This is a genomic window from Pedobacter albus (assembly GCF_036324255.1).
In the GTDB taxonomy this organism is placed as follows: Bacteria; Bacteroidota; Bacteroidia; order Sphingobacteriales; family Sphingobacteriaceae; genus Pedobacter; species Pedobacter albus.
The window spans coordinates 1,610,164-1,636,924 of sequence record NZ_JAZDQT010000001.1; the positions used below are offsets into that span (position 1 = coordinate 1,610,164).

The 26,761-nt window shown below is 43.1% G+C and carries 22 protein-coding genes and 1 tRNA gene; 7 read left to right on the top strand and 16 right to left on the bottom strand.

Going from position 1 to position 26,761, the window contains the following annotated elements:
• Nucleotides 1–82 precede the first annotated feature (82 nt).
• From lolA1 to VRU48_RS06715, 3 genes are all read right to left on the bottom strand, one after another.
• Nucleotides 83–733, bottom strand: coding sequence for an outer membrane lipoprotein periplasmic chaperone LolA1 (gene lolA1, locus VRU48_RS06705; RefSeq protein ID WP_330107148.1), 651 nt, complete (start codon nucleotides 731–733; stop codon nucleotides 83–85).
• 61 nt (nucleotides 734–794) lie between these two features.
• Nucleotides 795–3,365, bottom strand: coding sequence for an FtsK/SpoIIIE family DNA translocase (locus tag VRU48_RS06710; protein WP_330107149.1), 2,571 nt, complete (start codon nucleotides 3,363–3,365; stop codon nucleotides 795–797).
• A 269-nt stretch (nucleotides 3,366–3,634) separates the two neighbouring features.
• Nucleotides 3,635–3,841: a hypothetical protein gene (locus VRU48_RS06715; protein ID WP_330107150.1), complete on the bottom strand. Its 207-nt coding sequence runs from the start codon at nucleotides 3,839–3,841 to the stop codon at nucleotides 3,635–3,637.
• A gap of 377 nt (nucleotides 3,842–4,218) precedes the next feature.
• On the opposite strand from VRU48_RS06715, the gene VRU48_RS06720 reads away from it, so the two are divergent.
• Nucleotides 4,219–4,875: an ankyrin repeat domain-containing protein gene (locus VRU48_RS06720; RefSeq protein WP_330107151.1), complete on the top strand. Its 657-nt coding sequence runs from the start codon at nucleotides 4,219–4,221 to the stop codon at nucleotides 4,873–4,875.
• Between the two features lie 455 nt (nucleotides 4,876–5,330).
• On the opposite strand, the gene VRU48_RS06725 is transcribed toward VRU48_RS06720, so the two are convergent.
• From VRU48_RS06725 to pyrF, 4 genes are all read right to left on the bottom strand, one after another.
• Nucleotides 5,331–5,552: a PspC domain-containing protein gene (locus VRU48_RS06725; RefSeq protein WP_330107152.1), complete on the bottom strand. Its 222-nt coding sequence runs from the start codon at nucleotides 5,550–5,552 to the stop codon at nucleotides 5,331–5,333.
• Nucleotides 5,553–5,554: 2 nt separating this feature from the next.
• A complete protein-coding gene (locus VRU48_RS06730; RefSeq protein WP_330107153.1) occupies nucleotides 5,555–6,835 on the bottom strand; it encodes a DUF2851 family protein in 1,281 nt (426 codons plus the stop codon).
• Nucleotides 6,836–6,966: 131 nt separating this feature from the next.
• Entirely contained in the window at nucleotides 6,967–7,869 is a 903-nt protein-coding gene (locus tag VRU48_RS06735; protein ID WP_330107154.1) for a DMT family transporter, read from the bottom strand.
• A complete protein-coding gene (gene pyrF / locus VRU48_RS06740; RefSeq protein ID WP_330107155.1) occupies nucleotides 7,866–8,696 on the bottom strand; it encodes an orotidine-5'-phosphate decarboxylase in 831 nt (276 codons plus the stop codon). Before pyrF ends, VRU48_RS06735 begins: the two co-directional genes overlap by 4 nt.
• Nucleotides 8,697–8,967: 271 nt before the next feature.
• On the opposite strand from pyrF, the gene rho reads away from it, so the two are divergent.
• The gene (gene rho, locus VRU48_RS06745) at nucleotides 8,968–10,704 is read left to right on the top strand and encodes a transcription termination factor Rho (RefSeq protein ID WP_330107156.1); all 1,737 of its coding nucleotides are present in this window, start codon (nucleotides 8,968–8,970) and stop codon (nucleotides 10,702–10,704) included.
• 144 nt (nucleotides 10,705–10,848) lie between these two features.
• A complete protein-coding gene (pssA, locus tag VRU48_RS06750) occupies nucleotides 10,849–11,538 on the top strand; it encodes a CDP-diacylglycerol--serine O-phosphatidyltransferase (RefSeq protein ID WP_330107157.1) in 690 nt (229 codons plus the stop codon).
• A 6-nt stretch (nucleotides 11,539–11,544) separates the two neighbouring features.
• Here the strand turns inward: pssA and VRU48_RS06755 are convergent, their stop codons facing one another.
• Complete coding sequence (locus tag VRU48_RS06755; protein WP_330107158.1) at nucleotides 11,545–11,925, bottom strand: Hpt domain-containing protein; 381 nt, start codon at nucleotides 11,923–11,925, stop codon at nucleotides 11,545–11,547.
• Between the two features lie 10 nt (nucleotides 11,926–11,935).
• On the bottom strand, nucleotides 11,936–12,448 hold the full coding sequence (gene folK / locus VRU48_RS06760) for a 2-amino-4-hydroxy-6-hydroxymethyldihydropteridine diphosphokinase (RefSeq protein ID WP_330107159.1): 513 nt from the start codon (nucleotides 12,446–12,448) through the stop codon (nucleotides 11,936–11,938).
• An 81-nt stretch (nucleotides 12,449–12,529) separates the two neighbouring features.
• Here folK and sppA point away from each other — a divergent pair, with 81 nt between their 5' ends.
• The 4 genes from sppA (at nucleotide 12,530) to VRU48_RS06780 (ending at nucleotide 17,582) form a co-directional block, all read left to right on the top strand.
• Nucleotides 12,530–14,299, top strand: coding sequence for a signal peptide peptidase SppA (gene sppA / locus VRU48_RS06765; RefSeq protein ID WP_330107160.1), 1,770 nt, complete (start codon nucleotides 12,530–12,532; stop codon nucleotides 14,297–14,299).
• A 264-nt stretch (nucleotides 14,300–14,563) separates the two neighbouring features.
• Complete coding sequence (locus VRU48_RS06770; RefSeq protein WP_330107161.1) at nucleotides 14,564–16,240, top strand: DNA polymerase/3'-5' exonuclease PolX; 1,677 nt, start codon at nucleotides 14,564–14,566, stop codon at nucleotides 16,238–16,240.
• A 60-nt stretch (nucleotides 16,241–16,300) separates the two neighbouring features.
• Nucleotides 16,301–17,026 carry a hypothetical protein gene (locus VRU48_RS06775; protein WP_330107162.1) on the top strand — a complete coding sequence of 242 codons (726 nt, stop codon included), beginning with the start codon at nucleotides 16,301–16,303 and terminating at the stop codon, nucleotides 17,024–17,026.
• Between the two features lie 55 nt (nucleotides 17,027–17,081).
• A complete protein-coding gene (locus VRU48_RS06780) occupies nucleotides 17,082–17,582 on the top strand; it encodes a SixA phosphatase family protein (RefSeq protein WP_330107163.1) in 501 nt (166 codons plus the stop codon).
• A 425-nt stretch (nucleotides 17,583–18,007) separates the two neighbouring features.
• Here VRU48_RS06780 and VRU48_RS06785 read toward each other — a convergent pair whose 3' ends face one another.
• The 7 genes from VRU48_RS06785 to VRU48_RS06815 form a co-directional block, all read right to left on the bottom strand.
• The gene (locus VRU48_RS06785; protein ID WP_330107164.1) at nucleotides 18,008–18,871 is read right to left on the bottom strand and encodes an AMP nucleosidase; all 864 of its coding nucleotides are present in this window, start codon (nucleotides 18,869–18,871) and stop codon (nucleotides 18,008–18,010) included.
• 346 nt (nucleotides 18,872–19,217) lie between these two features.
• Nucleotides 19,218–20,456: an ATP-dependent Clp protease ATP-binding subunit ClpX gene (clpX, locus tag VRU48_RS06790; protein WP_330107165.1), complete on the bottom strand. Its 1,239-nt coding sequence runs from the start codon at nucleotides 20,454–20,456 to the stop codon at nucleotides 19,218–19,220.
• 90 nt (nucleotides 20,457–20,546) lie between these two features.
• Nucleotides 20,547–21,233: an ATP-dependent Clp endopeptidase proteolytic subunit ClpP gene (gene clpP, locus VRU48_RS06795; protein ID WP_330107166.1), complete on the bottom strand. Its 687-nt coding sequence runs from the start codon at nucleotides 21,231–21,233 to the stop codon at nucleotides 20,547–20,549.
• Between the two features lie 249 nt (nucleotides 21,234–21,482).
• Nucleotides 21,483–22,826, bottom strand: coding sequence for a trigger factor (gene tig / locus VRU48_RS06800; RefSeq protein ID WP_330107167.1), 1,344 nt, complete (start codon nucleotides 22,824–22,826; stop codon nucleotides 21,483–21,485).
• Between the two features lie 140 nt (nucleotides 22,827–22,966).
• A tRNA-Leu gene (locus tag VRU48_RS06805) sits at nucleotides 22,967–23,051 on the bottom strand.
• A 260-nt stretch (nucleotides 23,052–23,311) separates the two neighbouring features.
• Complete coding sequence (locus tag VRU48_RS06810) at nucleotides 23,312–24,115, bottom strand: helical backbone metal receptor (protein ID WP_330107168.1); 804 nt, start codon at nucleotides 24,113–24,115, stop codon at nucleotides 23,312–23,314.
• A gap of 232 nt (nucleotides 24,116–24,347) precedes the next feature.
• Nucleotides 24,348–26,753 (bottom strand): ABC transporter permease, encoded by a 2,406-nt coding sequence (locus VRU48_RS06815; RefSeq protein ID WP_330107169.1) that lies wholly within the window; start codon nucleotides 26,751–26,753, stop codon nucleotides 24,348–24,350.
• Nucleotides 26,754–26,761: the final 8 nt, after the last annotated feature.

Sequence of the window (26,761 nt, forward strand, 5' to 3'; positions counted from 1 at the left end):
TCTAAAACAATTTTGCCACTTGCAAACTAAAAAAGGGTTCGAGCCTAAACCCGAACCCTTTTCAACAGGTATCCCAATTCAATTATCTTAAATCGACCACTTCAACACCAGGATATTTTTTGGCATCGAATGCAAAAGTGGTTTCAGGCACTTTTACGTTTGGCGAAAATGTTTTTACGTTATAGGTATAGGTATTTCCGTTTTTCTCGAAAATAACCACATTCGTAATCTGTTTAGATGCTTTATCAATACTCAAACGGATCTTGAATACATTTTTCTTTACATCAATTGGCGACAAATCGATCATTTGGTAAACTTTGCTGCCTACTTTGTTTTCGCCAGTGTAGATGTATTTGAAGCCTTTTTCGTAAATGGTAAAGATTTTGGCCGGATTAATGGCATCGCCACTGTTGTCTACATTCGAAATCTGAACCTCTTTGTCGTTTTTAAGGTAAGTCCATTGGCTTTTGCCATCGCTGATCAAATCTTGGTTGGTCATGGCTACCTTGTATTTATTGGCATTGGCCTTTACATATAAAGTTCCTTGCTGCGTTTCTTTTACTTTGGCTTGTGCGTTGTTCAGCGTAAAAGTAAAATCGGTTTTTACCACATCGTAAGAACGGTATTTTTTGCTTACGGCTGCCAATATTTCCTTGGCCTTTGGGTCTGTCTGCGCTTGGGCGGTAAAACCAAATACGCCGATTGTAATGAGTGCTAATACTATCTTTTTCATAATTTTCTTTTAAAATCCGTTAGCAACACTACATTTACTGGCTAACGGAGCTGTACATCTGTTACTTGTTGTTAAGGTTATTCAAGAACTGTTCCAAAGCATATTGGTCTGGCAACAAAACTTCGCGGGCCTTGCTGCCTTCGAATGGGCCAACCACGCCGGCAGCCTCCAGTTGGTCGATAATACGCCCAGCCCGGTTGTAACCTAGTTTCATTTTGCGCTGAATGAGCGAAGTAGAGCCCTGCTGATGGGTTACGATCAATTGTGCGGCTTCTTCAAACAATGGATCCCGATCGTCAGGATCGAAATCAGCCTTCGAAGATTCGCCGTTCTCATCGATATATTCTGGCAGTTGGTAAGCTTCTGGATAGCCTCTTTGGTTGCCGATAAACTCTGAAATACGATCAACCTCTGGTGTATCTACAAACGCACACTGTAGCCTAATCAAGTCATTTCCTGTTGATAAGAGCATATCTCCCCTACCAATCAGCTGATCGGCGCCACCACTATCCAAAATTGTTCTCGAATCGATTTTAGACAACACCCTAAAAGCCAACCTGGCCGGGAAATTGGCCTTGATGGTACCGGTAATGATGTTAACCGATGGCCTTTGCGTGGCCAGCACCAAGTGGATGCCCACCGCACGCGCCAGCTGGGCCAAACGCGCAATCGGGGTTTCTACTTCCTTGCCAGCCGTCATCATCAAATCGGCAAACTCATCCACAATCAGCACAATGTAGGGCAAATAGCGATGTGAATTGTTCGGGTTCAGCTTGCGCTTGATAAACTTCTCGTTGTATTCCCTTAAATTCCTTACCTGCGCATCTTTCAGCAAATCATAACGCTGATCCATTTCTACGCAAAGCGAGTTTAAGGTATGGATTACCTTTTTGGTATCGGTAATAATAGCATCGGCTTCGCCCGGCAATTTGGCCAAGAAATGGCGCTCTATTTTATTGAACAGGGTAAGCTCTACCTTTTTAGGGTCGACCAATACCAGTTTGAGCTGGGCTGGGTGTTTGGTATACAACAAAGACACCAAAATAGCATTGATACCCACCGACTTACCTTGTCCGGTTGCTCCTGCCACCAACAAATGGGGCATTTTGGCCAAATCGGCAATGTAAACCTCGTTCGAAATGGTCTTGCCCAAGGCAATCGGCAAATCCATATTGGTTTGCTGAAACTTCTCGGTAGCCAAAATACTGCGCATCGACACCATTTCAGGGTGCAAATTAGGCACCTCGATACCAATGGTTCCCTTGCCCGGCATCGGCGCAATGATACGGATGCCCAAAGCCGCCAAGCTTAGGGCAATATCGTCTTCCAAGTTCTTGATTTTAGAAATCCTTACGCCTGGCGCCGGAATAATTTCGTATAAAGTAACCGTTGGACCAATGGTAGCTTTGATCTTATCGATCTCGATGTTGTAGTGATTTAAAGTCTCTACAATTTTATTTTTGTTGGCCTCCAACTCGTCGGCATTAACCGAAATCTTGTTAGAGCCGTAATTTTCTAATAAATCGAGGTGCGGTTTTTTATATGAAGCCAAATCCAAGGTAGGATCATAAGTCCCGAACTGTTCTACCAGTTCTTCGGCCTTGGTTTCTTCTTCTGTTTTTTCTATCGTAAAGCTCGGTTCGTTTGCCGGCTCCACTTCAATCGGAGGTGCAACAACCGGAGCCACCGGAGGCGTTACCGTTGGGTTCAGCATCACATTGGTTGGCAAAGGCAACGGTGTTTCTTCCTTAGATTCCTCTTCTTCCTTCGCCTCAAAGCGGTTGGGCGTTAACACGATATTCTGTTCTCTTTTGGGCTGATTTGCCGTCTGATAACGATCGTTAATGCTAAATTCTACCGGTTCAGACTTATCTTCGTTTACCAGTTCGATATGCTCGGGCACCTCTGGAACAACGCCATTTTCGGTTTTGCGGGCAGGCAATTTAAAATCGATGTTGTAAGCGATAATCAGGATGGTAAGGCCCAAAAAGATAATCAAGCCACCCACACCTGCCTGACCAATCTGGGCAACCAGCAATTTGTTGCTCCAATAGCCAAATTCGCCCTCCAAGTAATGTGGCGTCCTAGCCAGGAATGAATGTCCGAAGGCCAAAGTGAGCGAAATGAACAGCAGAAAGAAAAAGCTATAGCCCAATACTTTTTCTACCGCAAATATTTTAACCTTGAACAGCAAACGATAGCCGATAACGAAAAACACAAATACGAACAGGAAGGAAGCTACCCCAAACCATTCATAAATAAATTGGTGAGCCAGCAATGCGCCTATTTTACCCAACCAGTTCTGTACCACCGGATCTTCTACCCCGCTGTTTTTGAGCTCGTCAACCGTTTTAAACAAATTGCTCCAGCCGCCGTTGGCATCAACCACATAGCTCTGGTCGTCCTGCCAAGTAAAAAGATAGGACGTGAAAGCAACCAAAAAGTAGATCGAAATAATGATGAACAAAAGTCCGACGATTTTTACCGCTCGGCCATTCTGAAGGTCAAACTTGGGCAAAATATCGACTTTGGCGCGGGGCGGTCTGCTGGTTGTTGGCCGCTGTCCATCTTTTGATGGTTCGGCACCTTGCTTAAATGAATTGGCTTTAAATTGATTTCCCCTTACCGACATCTTTCGTTAATAAATATAATCAACAAATATAAAACATATAGTGGTTTTGTGGTGTACAAAACCTTTACGATTTAAACAAAATATTTAGAATTGGCAAAAGCACAGTCAATTTATTTTGCTTGCGATGATAACGCTGGTTCTGGCCACATCGATACAAGCGATTAGTGAAAATCGTTTTTTACTGAGCTGGCTCCAAGTCTGCATTCGGTTCAAAAAAAAACCACCATCGGTACTGAGGGTGGTTTTTCGGTTCAATGGACAGCCAACTCTTAAACAGCGTTATCGTCACAGGTGTACACCTGAAGGCAGGCCATATACTGTGCGCAATAAACCGGACCGGTAACCCTACCGGCACAGTCGCAGCCACATTTTGATAAATCAGGAGGATTGCCACCGCCAGCACCTCCAAGAATAGCCTTTTGTTCGCTTCTGCTCAACTGTTGAACATTTTTGATTTTTGATGTGTTTTTAAACATAAAATTTAGGTTTGATTACCATTCAATTTACAAATTTTTAAGTGCTACCGTTAAGCCACTCGTCGAAAAAGATGTTTATCGCACATGGTCATTTACCAAAAAACGTCTTTCTGAAGCCACAGACACATTTTGACTATAAAGCGAGTAAAAAAATTGAACACGATTAAACTTTTTTCAAAAACCTTCGTCTTACTTACAAACTGAATAATTTCGTTTAAATAGTTTTGTTTTAGGTTAATCCTGCTTGGCAACCCTGAGCAGGATTTTTTCATTTCTTTTCTTCCCGATTATTTGCATTAGCGAGCATTTAACGAGTTTTATGTATATCTCATTAATTTTTTGTTAATTTAAGGGCTTAGTTTCAAAACTATTTCAAAATGGATATCACGCATCTCGAAACCTTGATCGAAAACGACCAATTGGCAGAGCTTATCGCTTTGCTTTCTCAGCAGCCCCAATTGGCCGTGCAGAACACTTCGCATCAAATTTCGCCTATCTTATTAGCCTGCTATTACAAGAAACCTCAAATTGCCCAAGCCATTGCCGAATTTGTTCCGGAACTGACTTTGTTCGATGCCTGTGCCATTGGAAAATTCGAAGATGTAACCTTGCTGATTTTTAAAAATCCGGCCAGCGTTAACGAATATTCGGTTGATGGTTTTACGCCATTGGGCCTGGCCTGCTATTTCGGACATGAAGAAATTGCCAGCTTTTTGGTGCTCAAAGGAGCCGAAGTGAATGTGCCCAGCAAAAATGGCTTTAACGTTTTTCCGATCCATTCGGCCGTTGCGGCCAATAATTTTACCATTACCAAAATGTTGCTCGATGCCGGTGCTTACCCCAACGTTTGCCAAAAATCGGGCGCTGCACCTTTGCATACCGCAGCCCAACTGGGCAATATCGAATTGATTATCCTTTTGCTCGAACATGGCGCCGAAGTTACCCTGCGCATGGAAGGAGGCAAACTACCGGCCGATTTGGCGGCCGAAAAGGGCTTTCACGAAATTGCGGAGATCTTGAGAGATGATGATTAGTTTTCAGTTGGCAGTTTTAAGTTTTCAGTAAACAGTTGGCAGTTTTCAGTTGGTATTCAGCAATAGTAGCCACTTAACAATCCTCAGTTTGATGTCGGCACTAAACTAAAGCGTCTTAGGTAGTGAAAAGTATACGGTTTTCAGTTCACAGTTGGCAGTTTTCAGTTGGTATTCAACAATAACAACCATTTAACAATTACCAGTTTGATTGTCGGTACTAAACTAAGGTGCCTTAGGTGGTAAAAAGTACACAGTTTTCAGTAAACAGTTGGCAGTTTTCAGTTCTCAGTTAACCTTTCGCAAAAGGGACATCAATGAAGCATACATCCTTTAGTATTCAGCTATTCTTAAGTGCCTTAGATGGTGAAAAACAAGCAGTTTTCAGTTCGCAAGCCAAAACCTTTCAACCTTACAAGCCTTACCAATGAACTAGTGACCACAAATGAGCCAATGAACTAAGATTCCCAAACCCGGAGCCTTACTTTTTTCATGTAGGTTCTGATATCCAGCACAATGGCCGCCAAAATATAGAACAAAATAGGAAAGCCTACGGCCAGAAACGACGAATAGATAAAAAACAAGCGTACCTTAGCCGTACTCATATTTAGCTTGTTGGCCAAATACGCGGATACCCCAAAACTCTGTTTTTCGAAAAAGGTAACTATGCGTTGAAACATGACTATTTCTTTAAAATCTTAATACCGATACCACAATTTAAGCATTTTTTTTCGTTGCAATAAGTTTTTTTTAATTGTAACAAGGCTTGCGAATTAAAGGCCGTATGTATTTCCAATCCGGCGTTGCGGTATAAATCTATAACGGCATTTTGTTCGGCAGGCGTATGCTCCAACAAAGAAAAAGCACGGGTCATGAGATAAGATTGATCCATAGCCTTGCCATAGGCGAACAAGCAGAGCGAAATGGTATTGATGGAAAGGTTGGCTACTGACGATCGGCCAAGCTGCAGGCTCACTTTATCGGCCTTTTTGTTAAAGTGGTAATGGGTTTTCCAAAATGGATTAACAGGCAAATCTTCAAACAATTTTTGGATCGATTGGTGACCTTTGATAGTCAATATTTTCGAAAAAAGATGATTGCTCCGTATAATCAGCGCCGCAAACTGGGCTAGCCTGAGCGTAGGAAAATTCTGTGGCCTCATGCGCATAAATTTCCAAAGCGAATTATCAATAGGCGTTAATTGATGCTTCTTTTTCAGGAAAAGATACTCCGTTTTCAGCTGCAATGGATAAGCTTCGGCAAATGTCTGGCTCAAGAAACCCGCCTGACCAAAAATCAGGGCTTCTATCTGCAAGGGCTGGTCTTTATAACGGGCCAACAATTTTTGGGGCAACGATTGCGCCAAGAGTTCCATCGGAACGGCATTGATGTTAAAGCCAAAGTTTTTTGCCAACAAACGATAAAATGTTTCCTCCCAATTACCTTTAAGTTCGGCTACAGTGGCATATACCGCTGCCGATTTATGCTCAAGCCTTTCTACCAAAACCCTCGACAAAAAACCGTTGATCAGAAATTCGTCTACCTGTGCCAGCTGCTTTTCGCAGGGAAAGCGGTTAGCCGAACCGATCAATTGCTGATAATTTTCTAACAGTTTAGCTTGAAAAAGGCCTTTCAGACGCAAAACAGGAAGCAAAGTGCCATCTCGCCTGTAAATCGGCTCGTCATCTTCGTACACCACATGCAAAATTACATTTTCGTAGGCATCGTCTAATTGGTGCTGGTGAATAAGCCAGTCTGAAGACTTGACGTGGATTTCTACATGGCCAACCCAGGTGGTATTTCCGATCAGCAATTTGGCCCGACTAAAATCAGGGCCAGCATTTTTATTGGGCATACCTGTTTCGATAACCAGCAAATCCTCTCCACTGGCCAATTGCAAACGCTGGCTTCCGTACAACCTAAATTGCCAAATAAAATGCAGAAATTCCTCAGGCAGTTTCATACTGAAATTTAGCAACTAAATCACAGTAAAACAGCATCTTGCTCAAAATTTAACCTTTACTAAAAACCAGCGCAATAGATGAGAAATTTAATTTCTAAGGGCAATAAATAAATTGCTCGGCAAGAAACTGATTAGACAATTGCCGGTTTCTTTTTATAGTTCGTAATCACTACACCACTAATAATCAGCACAGTAGCCACTAGCAGGTCTATCGTAATAACTTCGTCTAAAACCAGCCAGCCCAAGAACAGGGCAATTACTGTATTAAAGTAGGAAAGAATGGAAACCTCAGTAGCACTTACCTTCTTTAAAGCATAATTATAGGCCAAGTAGCCCAAAACCGAACCAAAAACACCTAAGTAGCACACGGCCAAAATACTGTTAACGGTCCATTTTTCAGGTTTGATTTCGGGCGAGAAAACAAAGGCAAACACCCATTGCACCAAGGCCGAAAAAACAAATTGATAGAAGAGATCCAAAAAAATATTGGAGCTTTTGTGGGAATATTTTTTGGTATAAATTGTGCCCGATGCCCAGCCTAAAATGGCCATACCCAGAAACAAAATCCCAGTTTTATAATGGGGATCGAGCAGGTCGTCAAATCCGTCCCTAAAAATAAAGGCAACACCCAAAAAGCCGATGGTTACGCCCAAAAAACCCTTCAAACTAGGTTTCTGCAAGCCAATCAGCACGCTTCCCAAGAAAACAACGATGGGCGAAAGCGCATTGAGTAAGGAAGCTAATCCGCTGGGTACACTCTGTTCGGCTACGGTGGTCATGCCATTGGCAATCACGATCATGAGTACCGACAAGAGCAATTGCCTTCTCAGTGCAGGCCAGCCTATCCATTTCAGTTCCTTTTTGCGCAGCAACAGCACCAACAAAATAAGCGAAGCAATGGTTTGGCGTATGGCGGTTACAAACCAAGGCGGGATGGTTTCTACGGCAACGCGAATGCCCAAATAGGTAGTTCCCCAAATAATGGCTACGGCCAATAGGGCAACAATCAGCCTGAAATCGGTTTTTGAGCTCATAGCAACTGTGCTGCCTTGAGCAGCTGTTCCATTTCCTGTTGCAATGCCAAGGCTTCGGCCCTTGCTGCTTCGGCAAAATCTTCGCCACTGCTGGCGTAAATAATGCTTCTGGCCGCGTTAATCAGCAAACCACATTGCTTATTGAGGCCATATTTGCAAACGGCCGCCAAATCTCCGCCCTGTGCGCCTACACCGGGCACGAGCAGGAAATGATCTGGTGCCAACCGGCGGATATTTTCAAATTCTTGAGCTTTAGTAGCCCCAACTACATACATCAACTGGTCGCTATTGGCCCAAGTGGCAGAAGTTTTGATTACCTGTTCGTAAAGCAGCTGTTCGTTGCTTTGCTGGGTCTGAAAATCCTGGCTACCCGGATTGGAGGTAAGCGCCAGCAGAATGACCCATTTATTGGGGTGGTTCAAGAACGGCGAAACCGAATCCTTGCCCATATAAGGTGCTACGGTAATTGAATCGAAGCTCATGGCCGAGCTTTCTTCGTTAAAAAAGGCTTCGGCATACATGGCCGAGGTATTGCCAATATCGCCACGCTTGGCATCGGCAATGGTAAACTGGTCTTTAGGAATATGTTGCCAGGTTTTAACCAGGGTTTCCCATCCCTTTACGCCCCTACTCTCATAAAATGCCGTGTTGGGCTTATAAGCTACGCACAAATCGTGGGTGGCATCAATCAGCTGTTTATTAAATTCCAAAATAGGATCTTCGTATTTTAACAGGTGCTTTGGCAGTTTTTCCAATACCGGATCTAAACCAATGCACAAAAAAGATTTCTTTAGCTGTATCTGCTCAAAAAGTTGTTGCTTATTCATTTTATGGGGAAATAGTGCGCAAATATGCCAATTTTCCTGGGCATTTTGAGGTTCAACAGTTTACAATTAGGAAACTATTTATTAACAATTTCAAATTTTTGTTGCAGATTAATTTTCAAATACATACAATTGTGCCATAATTCCAGAAAGTAAATCTGAATATCTCAGAAAAACCTCAATCAAGTTATTCTCCAATAAATGTTTCAAAGGCATTTTTCCGTTGTATTCTTTTGACAAACCCTATTTAAAATTTCTCGACAAACACACATAAATGTTTAATAAAACAGAATTAACTGAAAAGCTAACTGCTGAATTACGTGAGTTAGCGAAAAACGAAGGCATTCAGAATGCAGAAGAGTTGCGCAAGAACGACCTCATCGAACAGATCTTACAACAACAGGCCAATAAAACAACTGCTAGCGAGCCTAGCGCCGCAACACCGGTAAAAGAAGCCAAGCCCAAAGCGGTAAAAGAAAAAGAAAACAAAGAGGCACCAGCCGAAAAACCGGCGCGCAAAAGGACCCGCATTGCGGCCAAAGGCGAAGAAGCAACTGCACAACCCGAACGCGAAGCCATTACTTTGTTTGACGAACCGCTACCACCAAGACAAGAAGAACAAATTATCGAGGCCTCAGAGGAACCTATCATTGTAGAAGATCCTGAACGCCTGGAAACCATAGCCGAAAAGCTTCAAAAACAAGCCAAACAAGGCAAAAGAGAACGCATCCCTCGCGAAGAGGTAAACAAGGCCAGCAAAGAGGCCAAGCCACAACAGCCTGCCGGCGAAGAAAAAGCGCCAAAAGAGGACAATCGCCCTCAAAAAAACCAGAACAATCCGAACCAAAACAACAATAAACAACAACAGAACGAAACCAGCTATTCGAACCTCGATTTCGACAACACCATTACCAACGAAGGTGTTTTAGAGATCATGCCCGATGGCTATGGATTTTTAAGATCAGCCGATTACAACTACCTGTCATCTCCCGATGATATTTACGTATCGCAATCGCAGATCAAATTGTTCGGTCTAAAAACGGGCGATACCGTAAACGGAAGCATCCGCCCGCCGAAAGAAGGCGAGAAATATTTTCCTTTGGTTAAGGTAATCTCCATCAATGGCCGTGTGCCTGCCGATGTGCGCGACCGTGTGCCGTTCGATTACCTAACTCCGCTTTTCCCGACAGAAAAACTCAACCTGTTTACCGATAGCAGCAACTATTCTACCCGCATCATGGATCTTTTTACCCCAATTGGTAAAGGACAGCGTGGTTTAATTGTGGCACAGCCGAAAACCGGTAAAACCAATTTGTTAAAAGAAGTAGCTAACGCTATTGCCAAAAACCATCCAGAAGTTTATTTGATTATTTTACTGATCGACGAGCGTCCGGAAGAGGTAACCGACATGGCACGCAGCGTAAGAGCCGAGGTTATTGCCTCTACTTTCGACGAACCTGCAGAACGCCATGTGAAAATCGCCAACATCGTATTGGAAAAATCTAAGCGTTTGGTAGAATGCGGCCACGATGTGGTTATCCTATTGGATTCTATTACCCGTTTGGCCAGGGCCTACAATACCACGGCACCTGCTTCGGGCAAAATCTTATCTGGTGGTGTTGATGCCAATGCCCTGCACAAACCAAAACGTTTCTTTGGCGCGGCGCGTAACATCGAAAAAGGTGGTTCATTAACTATTTTGGCTACTGCCTTAACCGATACCGGTTCTAAAATGGACGAGGTAATTTTCGAAGAATTTAAAGGTACCGGTAACATGGAACTTCAGTTAGACCGTAAATTGTCTAACAAACGGATCTTCCCTGCTATCGATATTACAGCTTCGAGTACACGTAGAGATGACCTGTTGCTTGACCGTGAAAGCCTGCAAAGAATTTGGATCTTGCGCAACCACTTGGCCGATATGAACAGCCAGGAAGCGATGGAGCTGGTACAAGCCCAAATTAAAGGAACAAAATCTAACGAAGAATTTTTAATGGCCATGAATGGCTAATGAAGGAGGTTGAAGGCATAAAGGCAGCGGGCGGAAGACCAACTTTCAAACCTACCTGCCATGAAACCTTCAACCTTTATACCTTCTACTTTTCATCCAAAAACCTTCCACCTTCCTACCCTCAGCCTTTAATCTCCTCACAAAATGAAAAAGCATATCCCTAACGCCATTACCTGTGCCAATCTTTTTTCGGGTTGCATAGGCATTGTGTTTGCTTTTAGCGGCGATTTGTTTACCGCGGCCTATTTTGTATTGCTATCGGGCATTTTCGATTTCTTTGATGGCATGGTAGCGCGTTTGCTCAATGTGAAATCGGCCATTGGAAAAGAGCTTGATTCTTTGGCCGACATGGTGAGCTTTGGCTTTTTGCCCGGCGTGGTGATGTTTCAGCTGCTCAAGGCCAGCGATTTTAGTTCGGCCTACCTGCCCTACCTGGGTTTTATCATTACGGTATTCTCGGCCCTGCGCTTAGCCAAGTTTAACATAGACGAAAGGCAGACCGAAGAATTTATTGGCCTCAATACACCGATGAACACCTTGTTTATCGTTTCCTTGCCCTTTATTGCCCAAGATTATCCCGCAGTAATCGGATCGAGCATTTTGTTGCTGGCCATCACGGCCATTAACAGCTTTTTGCTGGTTAGCGAAATCAAGATTTTTTCGTTGAAGTTTAAGCAAATGACCTGGGCAAAGAACAAGTTCAAATTTATCTTCTTGATCCTTTCGGCCGTGTTGATCGCCTTTTTAAGGTTTACAGCCGTGCCTTTTGTGTTGGTGCTGTATATTGCGCTTTCTATCTTCCATTTCAGGAGCAGCGCGGCAAAAGAGAGTTAATCGGGTTTAGAGTTCTTTTTCGAGTACCGTTTTGGCTTCATCCAATTGCCTGTAAAGCACATTGTTGATAAAGTCCCTGGCTTGTTCAAAAGCCAATTGCACTCCGGGAATATCGACCAGTTCACGCGCATTGCGCTCAATATCCTGCATGTGGTCGCGTACATCTTCCCTGCCCACATAATAAAAAGTAGGTTTCATTTTATGCGCACATTCCGATGCCTTTTTCCAATCGGCATCAAATACTGCTTTTTCCAGCTCTGCCAAATAAACCGGGGTCTGCTTTTTAAAGGCATCGAGCATTTCGATGATAAATTCGGCGCTGTTTCCAGACATTTCCCGCAAATACGAAAGGTCTAAAGGCTCATTATTTTTGTTAGCGTTGATCATTTTACCAAAGCTAAGAAATTATCTTTACCGACAAAGAATCTGCCAATTGGGTCAAAATTTCGACGAGTGTTTGCTGCAGTACGGGATGCACAAAATCGGGTGCAAGCGCTGCCAGAGGCTGTACCACAAACTTTCGGTGCTGCATTTGCGGATGCGGAATCTGAAGCTCATCTTTGATATCCACAACTTCGTTCCCGTAAAAAATAATGTCGATATCAATCAGTCTGGCGCCCCATTTCTCATGCCTTACCCGGCCCAGCTTTTTTTCGATATCCAATACTTTGTGCAGGAGTGCTAATGGGCTTAAGCTCGTGTTTACAGCCAAGGCCATATTCAAAAAGCCGGGCTGATCGGTTTTGCCCCAGGCTTCGGTTTCGTATATGGCCGACTGCCCTATCACTGCTCCTACCTCTTCGGCAATCAGCGTGCAGGCTTTGGCTAGATATAATTGTCTATCGCCCAAATTGCTGCCCAGTAACAAATAGGCTTTTTTTACATCTAAACTCATATTTTCCAGTGGCATGCTATTTTAAATCGCGAGTGCAAATTTACTATAAGATGCGAATTGGTTTTATATCTTTACAAATTAATATTTATTCTTTTTATGAAAGACTTTTTTAAGTACGTTTTTGCTACGGTTATCGGCATTGTCATCTCTACTGTTGTGCTGGCCATCATTTTCATGGTGGTTATCTTTAGCGCAATCAGCTCTATAGGCGAAGATAAACCCGTGGAGGTTAAGAACAACTCTGTGCTTTACATCGACCTTGACCAGGCCATTACAGAACGTACACCAACCAATTCTCTAGCGGGCTTGCCTATTATTGGTGGCAGCGATGTAAAAAGCATCGGATTTTACGACTTGATCAAAGCCCTTAAGGCTGCCAAAACCGACGATAAAATCGATTGTATCTACCTGAATGTAAGCGCCCCGAATGCCGGCATGGCCACCATGCTCGAAGTAAGGAATGCCCTGCTCGATTTTAAGGAAAGCAAAAAACCGATTATCGCCTACAGCGAAGTTTACAGCCAAGGCGCTTATTACCTCGCTTCGGTAGCCAATAAAGTATACCTTAACCCACAAGGTGCCTTAGAATTTAAAGGCTTTAGCTCTGAACTTACCTTTTTTAAAGGCGCGTTAGACAAATTGGGCGTTGAGGCGCAGATTATCCGCGTGGGCAACTACAAAAGCGCAGTTGAGCCATTCATCAACACCAAAATGAGCGATTACAACCGTCAACAGGTTACCGCTTACGTAAACGGACTTTACCAAACCTTTTTACAAGGCATTTCGCAAACCAGAAAAATAAGCACGGATAGCTTGGCGCTGTTAGCCAATGACTATAAGATACAGCAGCCTAAAGATGCCTTGGCCTACAGAATGGTGGATGGTTTACGCTACAAAGATGAGGTGCTGGATGAACTTAAGACCATTACCGGCAAAAACAAAAAAGAAAACATTACTTCTATCCCTTTGAATAAATATGCGCAAAAACTGCCTGCGTCAACCTCAGGTAGTCCAAGCCAAGTGGCCGTCATTTATGCCAATGGCGATATTGTAGGGGGCGAAGGTTCTGACGAGCAAATCGGTTCAGAACGCATTTCGAGAGCCATCAGAAAAGCGCGACTAGACGACGATATTAAAGCGATTGTTTTACGTGTAAATTCTGGAGGCGGCAGTGCCCTGGCTTCCGATGTGATTTGGCGCGAGATTGTGCTGAGCAAAAAAGTTAAGCCGGTTATTGCCTCTTTTGGCGATGTGGCTGCTTCGGGTGGCTATTACATTGGCTGTGCGGCCGACAGTATTTTCGTACAACCTAACACCATTACGGGTTCTATTGGTGTGTTCGGTATCATTCCTAATTTCCAAAACCTGCTCAACAACAAACTGGGCATCACCTTCGACGGGGTTAAAACTGGCCAATATGCCGATATCATGAGTACCAACCGTCCGTTAACCCCTGGCGAGCGCTTCATTATCCAAAACGATGTAAACCATGTTTACGACAGCTTTATTACCCGCGTTGCCGATGGCCGCAAAAAAACAAAGGCACAAGTAGACAGCATTGGCGGCGGGCATGTTTGGACGGGTAGCGATGCCGTAAAAATTGGATTGGCCGATCGCCTGGGCAGTTTTAACGATGCCATTAAAGCTGCTGCCAAAAAAGCCAAACTTAGCGATTATCAAATTGTAGAATATCCAGAGAAAATAGATCCTTGGAAATCGTTTATTACCGAAGCCAAAGACAATGCCCATGTGTATTTCGCCAAAAAAGAATTTGGCGAAAACTATTTGCTTTACAAACAGATGCAGAAAGCCATTGTAAACTCGGGCATCCAAGCCAGAATGGATTACGAAATCAAAATCAAGTAGGCTACGGCCTACTCGTCATAGCAAGAGCAATCAAATCTACTTGATCGGTTTCCAATCGGGATCATAGGTCAGGTAGGTTTCATTGCTTTTTTTATTGACTGGATTTATTTCAATCCCATTAAAGCCATTATTTTTCAACAATTATCAGTCTAAGCTGTCAAATTAACAATGGTTTCACCATCCTTTAACAAATAACCAGCTCATTTGTGCTTAATCGCATAAAAAGCTTTTCACATTTGCCATTTTACTTTTACTTTTACGTCGATGGAGAACAAACCCATAGCCAGAACACTTCGATTGCTATCTCAACTGATGGAGCTGCACGAGGAAAATCCCTTTAAGATCAAATCGGTAGCCAATGCGGCTTTCAAGATAGACAAACTGCCATTTGCCATCGCCCAAAAGCCATTGGACGAATTGGACAAAATAGACGGCATTGGCAAAAGCATTGCGGGCAAGGTCATCGAGCTGTTGCAAACGGGTACAATGCAGGAGCTCGAAACGCTATTGGCGCAAACTCCTCCGGGCATTGTAGAAATGCTGGGGATCAAAGGCATCGGCCCAAAAAAAATTGGTATTATTTGGCATGAGCTCCAAATCGAAAACGTTGGCGAGCTTTATTATGCCTGCAACGAAAACAGACTGATTGAAGCCAAAGGTTTTGGACTGAAAACCCAGGAAGAAATCAAAAAAATCATCGAATTTAAGATGGCGGCCAGTGGCAAGTTTCTGTATGCCCAGGTGGAAGCTACCGTAAACCAGCTCTTGGCCGATATGGCCGTGTGGCTGAACAAAGCCGACCATCATGCCCTCCTGAGTGTGGCTGGCGATTTTAGGCGCTGTTGTGAGATTATTGAAGAAGTGGTTCTTGTACTGGGTTCCGACGTCATTTTTGGCGAGCAATTAGCTGCTTTCGAAGGACAGGCCTTCGCAGCGGTGAGCGATAATGTGTTTTCGGCAACTACCGAAGCCGGCCTGCATATCCGCTTGGAAATTGTTGCTCTTGAAGATTTTTATCTCCAATATTTTAAGCTTACCGGCAACGAAAATCATGTAAAAGCCGTACTCGAACTGGCTGGAAATGGTCCGTTTGCTGATGAAAAAGCCATTTATGCCAAAGCAGGCCTTGATTTTATCGAGCCTGAATTAAGAGAAGACCTAGGCGAAATAGCATTGGCCCAAAAACACCAATTGCCTCAGCTCATCGAATACAAAGACCTTAAAGGCACTTTGCACAACCACTCCGACTGGAGCGATGGCGTGCATACCCTCGAGGAAATGGCCAGGTATTGCAAGGAGAATTTAGGCCTATCCTATCTGGGCATCTGCGACCACTCCAAATCGGCATTCTATGCCAAGGGGCTGAGCGAAGAACGCGTGTGGGCTCAACACCGCCAGATTGACGAGCTGAACCAAAAACTTGCGCCTTTTAAAATTTTCAAGGGCATAGAAAGTGATATTCTGAACGATGGTTCTTTGGATTATAGTGACGATATCCTTAAAACCTTCGATTTTATAGTGGCTTCTGTACACAGCAATTTGCGCATGGACCGCGACAAGGCAACAGCTCGTCTCATTAAAGCCATCGAAAATCCTTACACCACTATTCTGGGCCACCCTACCGGCAGACTTTTGCTGAGCAGAAAGGGCTACGAGATCGATTATCAAAAAGTAATCGATGCCTGTGCGGCTAACCAGGTAGCCATAGAAATCAATGCCAACCCCTTGCGCTTAGACCTCGATTGGCGCTGGCATCGCTATGCGCTCGAAAAAGGCGTGCTGTTGTGCATCAATCCCGATGCGCACCGCAAAGAAGGCTTCCACGATATGCATTTTGGCACTTTAATTGCCAGAAAAGGAGGACTGACTGCAGCTAACTGCCTAAATGCGTTCAGCTTAGAACAAATAACTGCTTACTTTGAACAAAATGAACCAAAATAACGTTACTAATAATTTATAACTTTATTTTGAGCGCTATAACAATACAAGGAAATCCTTATAATGTCTGAAAAATACATTTTTTGCATGAAATGGGGCAAGCTATATGGCCCCGAATACGTGAATAGACTCCATGCTATGGTAACCAGAAACCTTAGCTATCCTTTTAAAATGGTATGTTTTACCGACGATGAAACAGGCATTATACCAGAAGTACAGTGTTTCCCAATACCGGCCATGGAGTTGCCAGGCGGGCTTCCAGAGCGGATGTGGAAAAAGCTGTCTACTTTAAAAGAGGATCTATACGGTTTAAAAGGCACGGCCCTCTTTCTGGACCTTGATATTGTAATTGTGGCGCCAATTGATTGTTTTTTTGATTATGAAGGCGAATTCCTCATTATCAAGGATTATAAAAAACAATGGCGCATTACCGGAAATTCATCGGTATACCGCTTTGAAATTGGCCAACATGGCTATGTGTTTGACGATTTCCTTCAAAACTTTGATGAGATCAGGAAGCGCCACCGCAACGAGCAGGAATACCTTACTCAAGCCATTTACGACAAAGGAAAATTAGCCTATTGGCCAAAAGAATGGTGTCCGAGCTATAAATACGATTGTGTATCGAGGTTTCCTTTGGCATTTTGGGTAAAGCCATTTATTCCGAAAGGGGCGAAAATTATCATCTTCCATGGGGAAATCAATCCACATAAAGCGATAAAAGGTGGACGAGGCAAATGGTATCGCTACGTGAAACCGGCACCTTGGGTAGCCGATTATTGGCGATAAACATTTTAGGAATAATTTCTGTTGCAATTGTTCGTTTAATCATTTAAAGTTGAAAATGGGAAAACAGCTACTTTTAATAAGGCATGCCAAATCTGACTGGGGAAATGCGGGTTTGAGGGATTTTGACAGGCCTTTAAATGGCAGGGGCAAAAACAATGCACCAGAAATGGCCGAAAGATTGGTCAAACAACAGATTGTACCCGAACTGATGGTGAGTAGCCCGGCATTAAGGGCAATAACTACGGCCAAATATTTCGCAGCAGCCTGGCATATTCCCATCGAAAACATTCAGCTAGAACCCGCTATTTATGAAGCGAATGTAAAATCGCTATTGAAGGTAATTAACCAACTAGACGATCAATATGATCAAATTGCTTTGTTTGGGCATAATCCTGGCTTGACCGATTTGGCCAACTACCTGTGCAACGGACATATCGTAAACATGCCTACGGCTTCTGTTATCCGCATTCAATTTCCTTTTGATAGTTGGAAGCTTATCAGCAGCAATACAGGAAACGTTTTGTTGTTTGATTATCCGAAAAGTTTGGAAGACTAGGTTGGAAGATTCTAATCGACAACTGAAAACTGCTAACTGAAATCTTTTTTTGGACCACCTGAGAAACCTAAGAGCGCCTAAGCTCTACTTCTTTGCGGGTTTTATGATGAGCTCAAACTGAAAACTGAAACTGTTAAATTGTTTCTATTGTCGAGTAATAACTGAAAACCGACAACTGAAAACTGCCAATTGATAAGCGCTTATTTTTTGACCATCTGAGACGCCTAAGAGCACCTAAGTCATCCTTCTTTGTGGATTTTGTGGTGAGCTGAAACTGAAAACTGAAACTGTTAAATTGTTTCTATTGTGGAGTGATAACTGAAAACTGCCAACTGAGGATTGGCTTCTGAAATCTCCAAATGGAGCATGCAGCGAAGAATCTATTGTTTAACAGACTCCTCCTGCCTCCAGATGAAAGAATGACCTTAGAATTTAAGGTGCTTAACGGTTAAACCGCCATTGATAAGTTGCTTAAGCGAATCGATACCGATTTTTAAGTGGGTTTCTACATAATTTGCAGTTACCGAGCTATCGCTTTCGCTTGTTTTTACGCCTTCTGGGATCATGGGCTGATCTGATACCAGTAACAAGGCTCCCGTTGGGATTTTGTTGGCAAAGCCAGTGGTAAAAATGGTAGCGGTTTCCATATCAACAGCCATTGCCCTTAGGCTTTTCAGGTATTTTTTGAACTCTTTGTCGTGCTCCCAAACCCTACGGTTGGTGGTGTAGCATGTTCCTGTCCAATAATCCCTTGAGTGATCCCTGATCGTGGTAGAAATCGCTTTCTGCAAGGCAAAGGCCGGCAATGCTGGCACTTCGGCAGGCAGGTAATCGTTAGAGGTACCTTCGCCCCTGATGGCTGCGATAGGCAAAATCAGGTCGCCCAACTGGTTTTTCTTTTTCAAACCGCCGCATTTGCCCAAAAACAATACCGCCTTTGGCATAATGGCCGTTAACAAATCCATCATGGTTGCCGCTAGTGGACTGCCCATCCCGAAATTGATAATGGTAATGCCGTTTGCCGTTACGCTTTGCATTGGCTTGTCTAGGCCCATAATCGGGGCATTGTCGTTCCACTCAGAGAACATGGTCAGGTACTTGCTGAAATTGGTGAGCAGGATATACTGGCCAAACTCTTCCAAGGGTCTTCCTGTATAACGTGGCAACCAGTTCTTTACAATGTCGTCTTTAGATTTTAAACCAGGTTTTACAGGAGTTTCTACCTCTTTTACTTTTTGCGCTTTCTTTGCGATTGCTTCGTCTTTTTTTACGTCTTTTTCTTCGTTCATCTTTTTATACTCCTTTCTTTAAATTTAAAAATATTATGTTAAAAAAAATCCCGAACAGGTCGGGATTTTTTGATGCGGTTATTATTTTTTTGTTAAGCTTTTTTCTTTCATAAGATATTTTTTGATCGACTGCCTGTAGCAATCAGCAACGAAAACTTGTCTTCAATAAGACGCTTTGCAAAATGTCTTCGTTATTTAATCTGCAAATATACGAATTTTAGCCGAATAACCAACAATTAAAATGACAATCGTACGCAAATGTGGGTTGTTTATGGTTTCAAGCAAGGTAAAAACAAAATATTTCTCTGTTAAAACAAAAAATCCCGAACAAGTCGGGATTAATTTTTTAGGCTGCTTTCAGCTTCTTGAAATCTGCTTTTTCGAATTTCTCGATGGCATAATCCAAGGTAATGTGCAGTTCTTTTACGTGTTCGTCTGACGGCGTGTCGTACATCGCATCAAGCATAATGGCTTCGCAAATAGAACGCAATCCTCTTGCGCCCAGTTTATATTCCATAGCCTTCCCTACAATAAAATCGAGCACTTCTTCGTCGAAAATCAATTTTACGTTTTCGTAATCGAACAATTTGGTGTATTGCTTAATCAACGAGTTTTTAGGTTCGGTTAAGATGTTGCGCAAGGCTTCAATATCCAATGGGTTCAAGTGGGTAAGCACCGGCACACGGCCAATCAACTCTGGAATGAGGCCAAAAGCCTTCAAATCTTGTGGCGTAATGTATTTGTAGAGATTTTTCAGGTCTAAATCCTGATCGTCTTTCTTCACCTTGTAACCTACGGCCTGTGTACGCAAGCGATTGGCAATTTTACGTTCGATGCCGTCAAAAGCCCCGCCGCAAATAAACAGGATGTTATTGGTGTTTACCGGGATCATTTTTTGGTCTGGATGCTTCCTGCCTCCCTGTGGCGGTACGTTTACAATGGTGCCTTCCAAGATCTTGAGCAAGGCCTGTTGTACGCCTTCTCCCGATACATCGCGGGTAATGGAAGGATTGTCGCTTTTGCGGGCTACCTTATCCACCTCATCGATGTAAACAATGCCTCTTTCGGCGGCCGCCACATCATAATCTGCTGCCTGTAGCAGGCGGGTTAAAATGCTTTCTACGTCTTCGCCCACATAACCTGCTTCGGTTAACACGGTTGCATCGACAATACAGAAAGGCACATGCAGGATTTTGGCAATGGTTTTGGCCAACAGGGTTTTTCCGGTTCCGGTTTCGCCAACCAGCATGATATTTGATTTTTCGATCTCTACTTCATCTTTCTCCAGCTTTTGGCTCAACCTTTTGTAGTGGTTGTACACCGCTACCGAAAGTACTTTTTTGGCATCATCCTGACCAATTACATACTGGTCGATGTGCGCTTTTATTTCTGCAGGCTTTAACAAGCTAAACGATTCGTCGAAAGCCTTGTTTTTTCTGCTGCCCAGCTCCTGCGCCAATAAAACATTGGCCTGCGTTACGCATTTGTCGCATATATAGGCGTCCATTCCCTCTATCAGCATCAAAGTTTCCTGCTTCGGAGAGTTACAGAAAGAGCAACGGGAGTCTTTATTTTGCTTAGCCATTTTTATCAGTTTACAGTAGGCAGTTCCCAGTATTCGGTTCACAATTCTCAATTTGCAAACCGTTAGCTGAAAATTGCCAACTGATTTATTTTATTTAGTTGTGCCCAATACTTCATCAATCATACCAAAACCTTTGGCTTCGTCGGCTTTCATCCAGTAATCGCGGTCTGAAGCTTTCTCTACCCACTCGTAGCTTTGGCCCGAATGTGTTGAAATGATGTCGTAAAGTTCTTTTTTCAATTTTAACATTTCTCTCAGGTTGATCTCCATATCCGAAGCCACGCCTTGTGCGCCTCCTGATGGCTGGTGGATCATCACCCTCGAATGATTTAACGCTGCACGCTTGCCTTTAGCGCCCGCCACCAATAATACTGCTCCCATTGAAGCAGCCATGCCGGTACAAATGGTTGCCACATCAGGTGTAATGTATTGCATGGTGTCGTAAATGCCTAAGCCTGCATATACCGAGCCTCCTGGCGAGTTGATGTAGATCTGTATATCGCGATTGGCATCTGTAGATTGCAAAAACAACAGCTGCGCCTGGATGATGTTGGCGTTCTGATCGTAGATGGCATCACCCAAAAAGATGATACGGTCCATCATCAAACGCGAGAACACGTCCATTTGGGCTACGTTTAACTGGCGCTCTTCAATAATATAAGGCGTCATCGATTTTGGCGAATTATTGGTAGAAGCGATGAACCTATCAACGTTCAAGCCATTAATTCTATGGTGTTTAACTGCGTATTTTCTGAATTCTTCTTTATCTATTTTCATGTTATTGCGTTTTGCGTTTCTATTTTTTAAAGATTAATAATTATTTCCAATATGCCCGCCTTTGCTAAATTATTTAAATCTTCGAATAAATTGATAAATATTGGTCAGATATACGCAATCTTAATAGGTATAAAATTAGTTGTATAAGTAAAGAGCAGCCAAAAGCTGCTCTTCTATGCATTATAATCAAATCGTTATGTCAAAAATCTAACTCTTAAGTCCAGAGTCAAATTCAGGACAGGAACTTCCTTACTTCAACTCGATAAACTTGTTGTAAGCTATCTCTTTTTCGTTTAAGGTAGCTACCGATTTGATGTAGTCGAATACTTTCAATGCTTTTACCTCTTCGAAAATACGGTTGGCATTTTCTTTTTCCTGCAAGAAGTTGGCGGTATATTGGGCCAATTGGTCTTCTGGCAATGCTTGAGGGCTGTACATTTTGAATTGTGCATCTAAACGCGCTTTGGCTAGTTCAAAAACATCTTTGTATTCGATTTTGATATCGTTGTCTTTAATGATTTTGTTTTCGATCAAAGTCCATTTCAGGTTTTTCGCGAAATCCGCATAACCTTGCTCCAATTCTTCGTCAGAAAGTTTTTCGTTAGTGGCTTTTAACCATTTGCGCAAAAACTCGTCTGGCAACTGCATTTTGCTTTGTTCGGTTAACTGGGCATAGATATCGTTTTGCAATTTACGATCTGCATCCTGTTTGAACATGGCTTCAACTTCTTCGGTAATTTTGGCTGTAAATCCAGCTTCGTCACTTACTACACCTGCACCAAATATTTTATCAAAGAACTCTTGGTTTAAATCTGCCTCTTCAAGACGGTTTACGTTTTTAACCGTTACTTTGAATTTCGACTTCAATTCTTTGGCATCTTCTTCGCTAATGTTCAACAATTTGGCAATTACGGCTTCGTTGTTGTCGAAGGTTTTTTGGATGTCAATATCTACGACGTCGTCTTTCTTTAGACCAACTAAAGATTTTAGGATCTTTTTGTCGGTAACCAAGTCTAAGCGGACAGAACCTGTACTGGTAATGCCACCTTCAAAAACCGAACCATCAGGCGAAAGTTGTGCCAATTCTGCATAAAGCACATCGCCTTCTGCCGAAACTTCAGGGTTTGACATTTTGCCATAGCTTTTGCGGATGTTTTTGATACGCGCCGCTAGGGTTTCTTCGTCGGCCTTTACGTTATAGTGTGTAAATTTATCTTTAGAGGTCACTTCAACATCAACTGCTGGAGCCAAGCCTAATTCGTATTTGAATTCGAAAGAATCTGTGTTGTCCCATTTGTATTCGGCATCGTCCATTACCGGCAATGGCTGACCCAAAACTTCAACTTGGTTATCGGTAAGGTGCTTAGAGATGTTCTCGTTCAGCATGTTGTTGATTTCTTCAACCAAAATACTCTTGCCATACATTCTCTTGATGTGGCCAACTGGAACCATTCCTTTGCGGAAGCCTGGAAGGTTAGCTTTTTTAGCTTGCTCTTTTAGGGCTTTTTCTACTCTTGGATTGTAATCTTCAGGCGCAATGGTAATTTTTACTACTGCATTTAAATCGTCAACTTTTTCCTGTGCGATGTTCATTCTATTCTAGATCTGAGTAATGAGATGCGAGATTTAAGGCTTAATGCCCTGCCGGCCCACATCGGTTTATGTTTATTTCTTTACCAATTACCTTTTAAAAATAAAACCGTTTCAGAATTACTCGAAACGGTCTTATCTTTTGGTGCGGAAGAAGGGACTCGAACCCCCACGCCGTGAAGCGCCAGATCCTAAGTCTGGTGCGGCTACCAATTACGCCACTTCCGCAGTTATTTAGGATTTATTTTGGATTGCAAAGATAGCGTTTCCCTTTAATTCTCCAAAAAAATATTCGAATTTATTTCAAAAAAATATCTTAAAAAACACATCGCAATGCTTTCTCGAACAGCACAGCCCTACTAACTCAAAGTGAATTAACCGGTTAGCTAAAAGGCAACGTGAAAGAAAAAAATAAATCTTGATCGGTTGGTTATTCAATTCGGTCAAACGGCAGGGCAAAAGAACCAGACAACGGGAATGAATTGTGGCTAAAAGCCTGCCAACTGTTGCTGGAAATTGAACAGGTACTGCACCGCTTTAACGAGCCTGCTGCCATACCAAGAAAACATTTCGCCATCTACGAGCCAAACCTTGGCTTGCGGCAAAGCCTCCTGTAATTCCTGAATATGTTTTTCTTTAAATGGATAGGGTTCTGACGAGAGCAAAACCAATTGGCAGTTTAAGGCTTGCAGTTCTTGAAGCGTTAGCGCTGGGTAGCGACTTTCGGCAACGGCATTGTTTAGGCCAATTCTTCTTAAAACATCGTCGATGAAGGTATGGCGGCCTGCCAACATATAAGGGTCTTTCCAGATAAGGTAGGCCACGTTTTGGTGAATGCCTTTGCTAAGGGCCAAGGTCTGGAGATCGTTAAAGCCGGCATGGATAAGGTGGTTGAGGTAGGCGGCTTCGGGTTCGCGGTTCACCAGCTCCCCTATTTGCCTGATGGTGGCCACGGCATCGTCGAGGTTGTAGATATCGCTCATCCAAACTGGAAATTCGCGCATGAGCAATTCGATTTCAGCCTGGGTGTTTTCTTCTTTGTTGCCGATGATGAGATCGGGCTGCAGGCGCCTGATTTCGTCGATGCGCAACTTTTTGGTGCCTCCTACTTTTGCCCTGGTGGCGAATTTCTCTATCGGATGGATGCAGAACTTGGTGATGCCGATTACTTCTTCGTCGAGGCCCAAATCAAACAAAAGCTCGGTTTGGGAGGGCACAATGGAAATAATCCGTTGAGGCGGATAGTTAATGGTGAGTTCATTGCCCAGCTGATCGACAAAAGTTCTTTGCATGGCACAAAGTTAGGTTATTGCTTTGATTGTTTGGTGGGATTGGGAAATTGCTAAATTGTTGGATTGTTTCCATTATTGAGCAATAACGAGAAAACTGCCAACTGGAGTTTATACGTTGCTAACCACCTAAGACGCCTCAGAGAACCTAAGGGCAACGACGAGTATATCATCGCCGCTATTTTATGATAGCTTTCTAAAAACCGAAAACTGCCGGTTCCCAACTGAAAACAGGTTATTCGTACTTCAACGCATCAACCGGTTTGGCCGTAATGGCATTTTTAACTTGGATGCTTACCGTGAGGACAGTGGTAGCGATGGAGACTCCAAAAGCGATCACAAATGGCAAAATTGGCATATCAATCCGATAGGCAAAACCACTGAGCCAATGGTTAACGGCAATATAAATCAGGGGCCACGAAACAACATTAGCAACAATCATGAGCCATACATAGTTTTTGTTGAGCAGCAGGAACAGCGTTCGATGGTCGGCACCCAAAACCTTTCTAATGGCAATTTCCTTGGTCCGTTGCTTGGTTAAAAAGGCGGCCAGCGCAAAGAGGCCAATCAGCGAGAGGGATATCGATAAAAACGAAAACAGTTTCACCATTTCCTTAAAACGCTCGTGTGCCACCAGCACCTTGCTCAAATCGTCTTGAATATAGGTATAACTTAGCGGAAATGCCGGATATTGGCGTTTCCAGATCTCGTTGATGGCTGTCAACACGCTTTTTTGTTTTTGCTGGTCAAATTTGATGATGTAGTTTACCCCACGATTTGGATAGCCTGTGGCATTGTTGTTAGCCGTAGTATAAACCGTTGGCAAAATCTTGGTTTCGAAACCGGCCACCTGTATATCCTTGATTATTCCTACAACCTGTGCTGGCAGGCTATCATTCACGTAAATGAACTTGCCAATCATGTGTCCTCCATAGGCTTTTTCAAGGCTTTCGTTTAGGATTACCGTGCCTAAGCTATCTTGTGCATTATGGCTTTCGAACAAACGGCCTTGCAGCAGTTTTACATCAAGCGCCTGCAAACCTTCGGCATTTACAAGTACAGTATTTAGCTCTTTCGATTCGTTGTTGTATTTGTATTTGCCGGTAAGTTTATGATTTAGGCTAATCATCCCGTCGTTGCTGCCTACATATTTCACGCCATCGATGCTTTTAAGCTGGGCGGCTATTCTTTTATCGAATGATGTTTTGATGTGGATAACGGCACTGGCATTAAAGCCAGGATCTCTGTTCTCCATATACTGCATCTGCCTCGAAATAACCATGATGCCAATAAAAAAGCCGACCGCGATTACAAACTGCAAACCAACCAATAAGTTTCTTAACGTTTTGCCTTTATGGCTGTGTCCAAAATTGCCTTTTAAAACATTTTGTGGTCGGTAAGACGACAGAAAAAATGCCGGATAGGTTCCCGCCATCAGGATAACCAATAACAACAGCAGTACGAGTTCTGCAAGAATGACGAGGTTATTTTGGTTAAACGTAAGCGATAAATCGAGTTTAAAAAGCTGGTTGAGGTATGGCAAAAAGCCTTCTAACAAAACCGTGCTCAACAGCAAGGCAAATAAGCATTGCAAGGCAGTTTCGAGCAAGAACTGAAAAATCAGCGATTTCCGGTGGGCACCAATCACTTTTTTAATGCCCACTTCTTTGGCTCTCGATACAGCTTGGGCCGTAAACATGTTCACGAAATTGATCACCGAAATCAAGAACAACAAAGCCGACAACAAAATAACCGGTTTAACCAGGCTTAGCCAACTTTTTCCGGTTAAGGGCTCCTGATGAATTTGATGCAGCGGCACCAAACGGGCCGACGGTTTAAGCCCATGCTGCAGATAATCTGCAACAGCCATTTTTTGTCGCTTAAATAAGGCAAGCTTAAAATCGTAATATACATTTTGCAAGGTACGGTTCAGCAATTCGTTGGTTTGCTGGCCTTTGATCTTGACATAAACCGTGGCAAAAAAATAGAAGTTATCATTTAACGGAAACGTTCTGATGTTTCTCTTGATCAGCTGAAAATCGACACTGCTCGGCGTTACCGGATCGGCCACTCCCCCCGTAACGAGATAGGTTTCTGGAGTGGTCCAGTTCTGTTCGTTGATTTTGATGGTCTTGCCTACCGGATTGATTTTCCCAAAGTATCGCAAAGCCACACTTTCCTTGATGACCACATTGCCCGGCTTGCCTAAAGCGGTTTCTGGTGTGCCGTAGATGAATTGAAAAGGAAAAACCGAAAAAAAACCATCGCTGGCACTAACAATTCCTTCTTGCATAAACGGATTATTGTCGCCCAAAATCACCGATTGTGGTCCTGCTTCATTAAAAAAAGCAATATCCTCAACTTGAGGCATTTTATCTTTAATCAGGTCGGGAATACGCAAATCGGCCACGTCCATCCATTCTTTTTTGCCCTCTTTGATGGCCCAAAAATCGAGTTCCTGCAACTGATATACCTTTTCCAGTTGCGGATCCCAGTGGTCGTAGCTCTTTTCGTGGTTTACATAAAGTAATACGAAAATAAAGCCGGCCAAACCCAAGGCCAAACCCATTACATTGACCAGGGTGTATACCTTGTTTTTAAGCAGGTTCCGGAAAGCGATTTTTAGGTTCAGTTTGAACATATTGGATG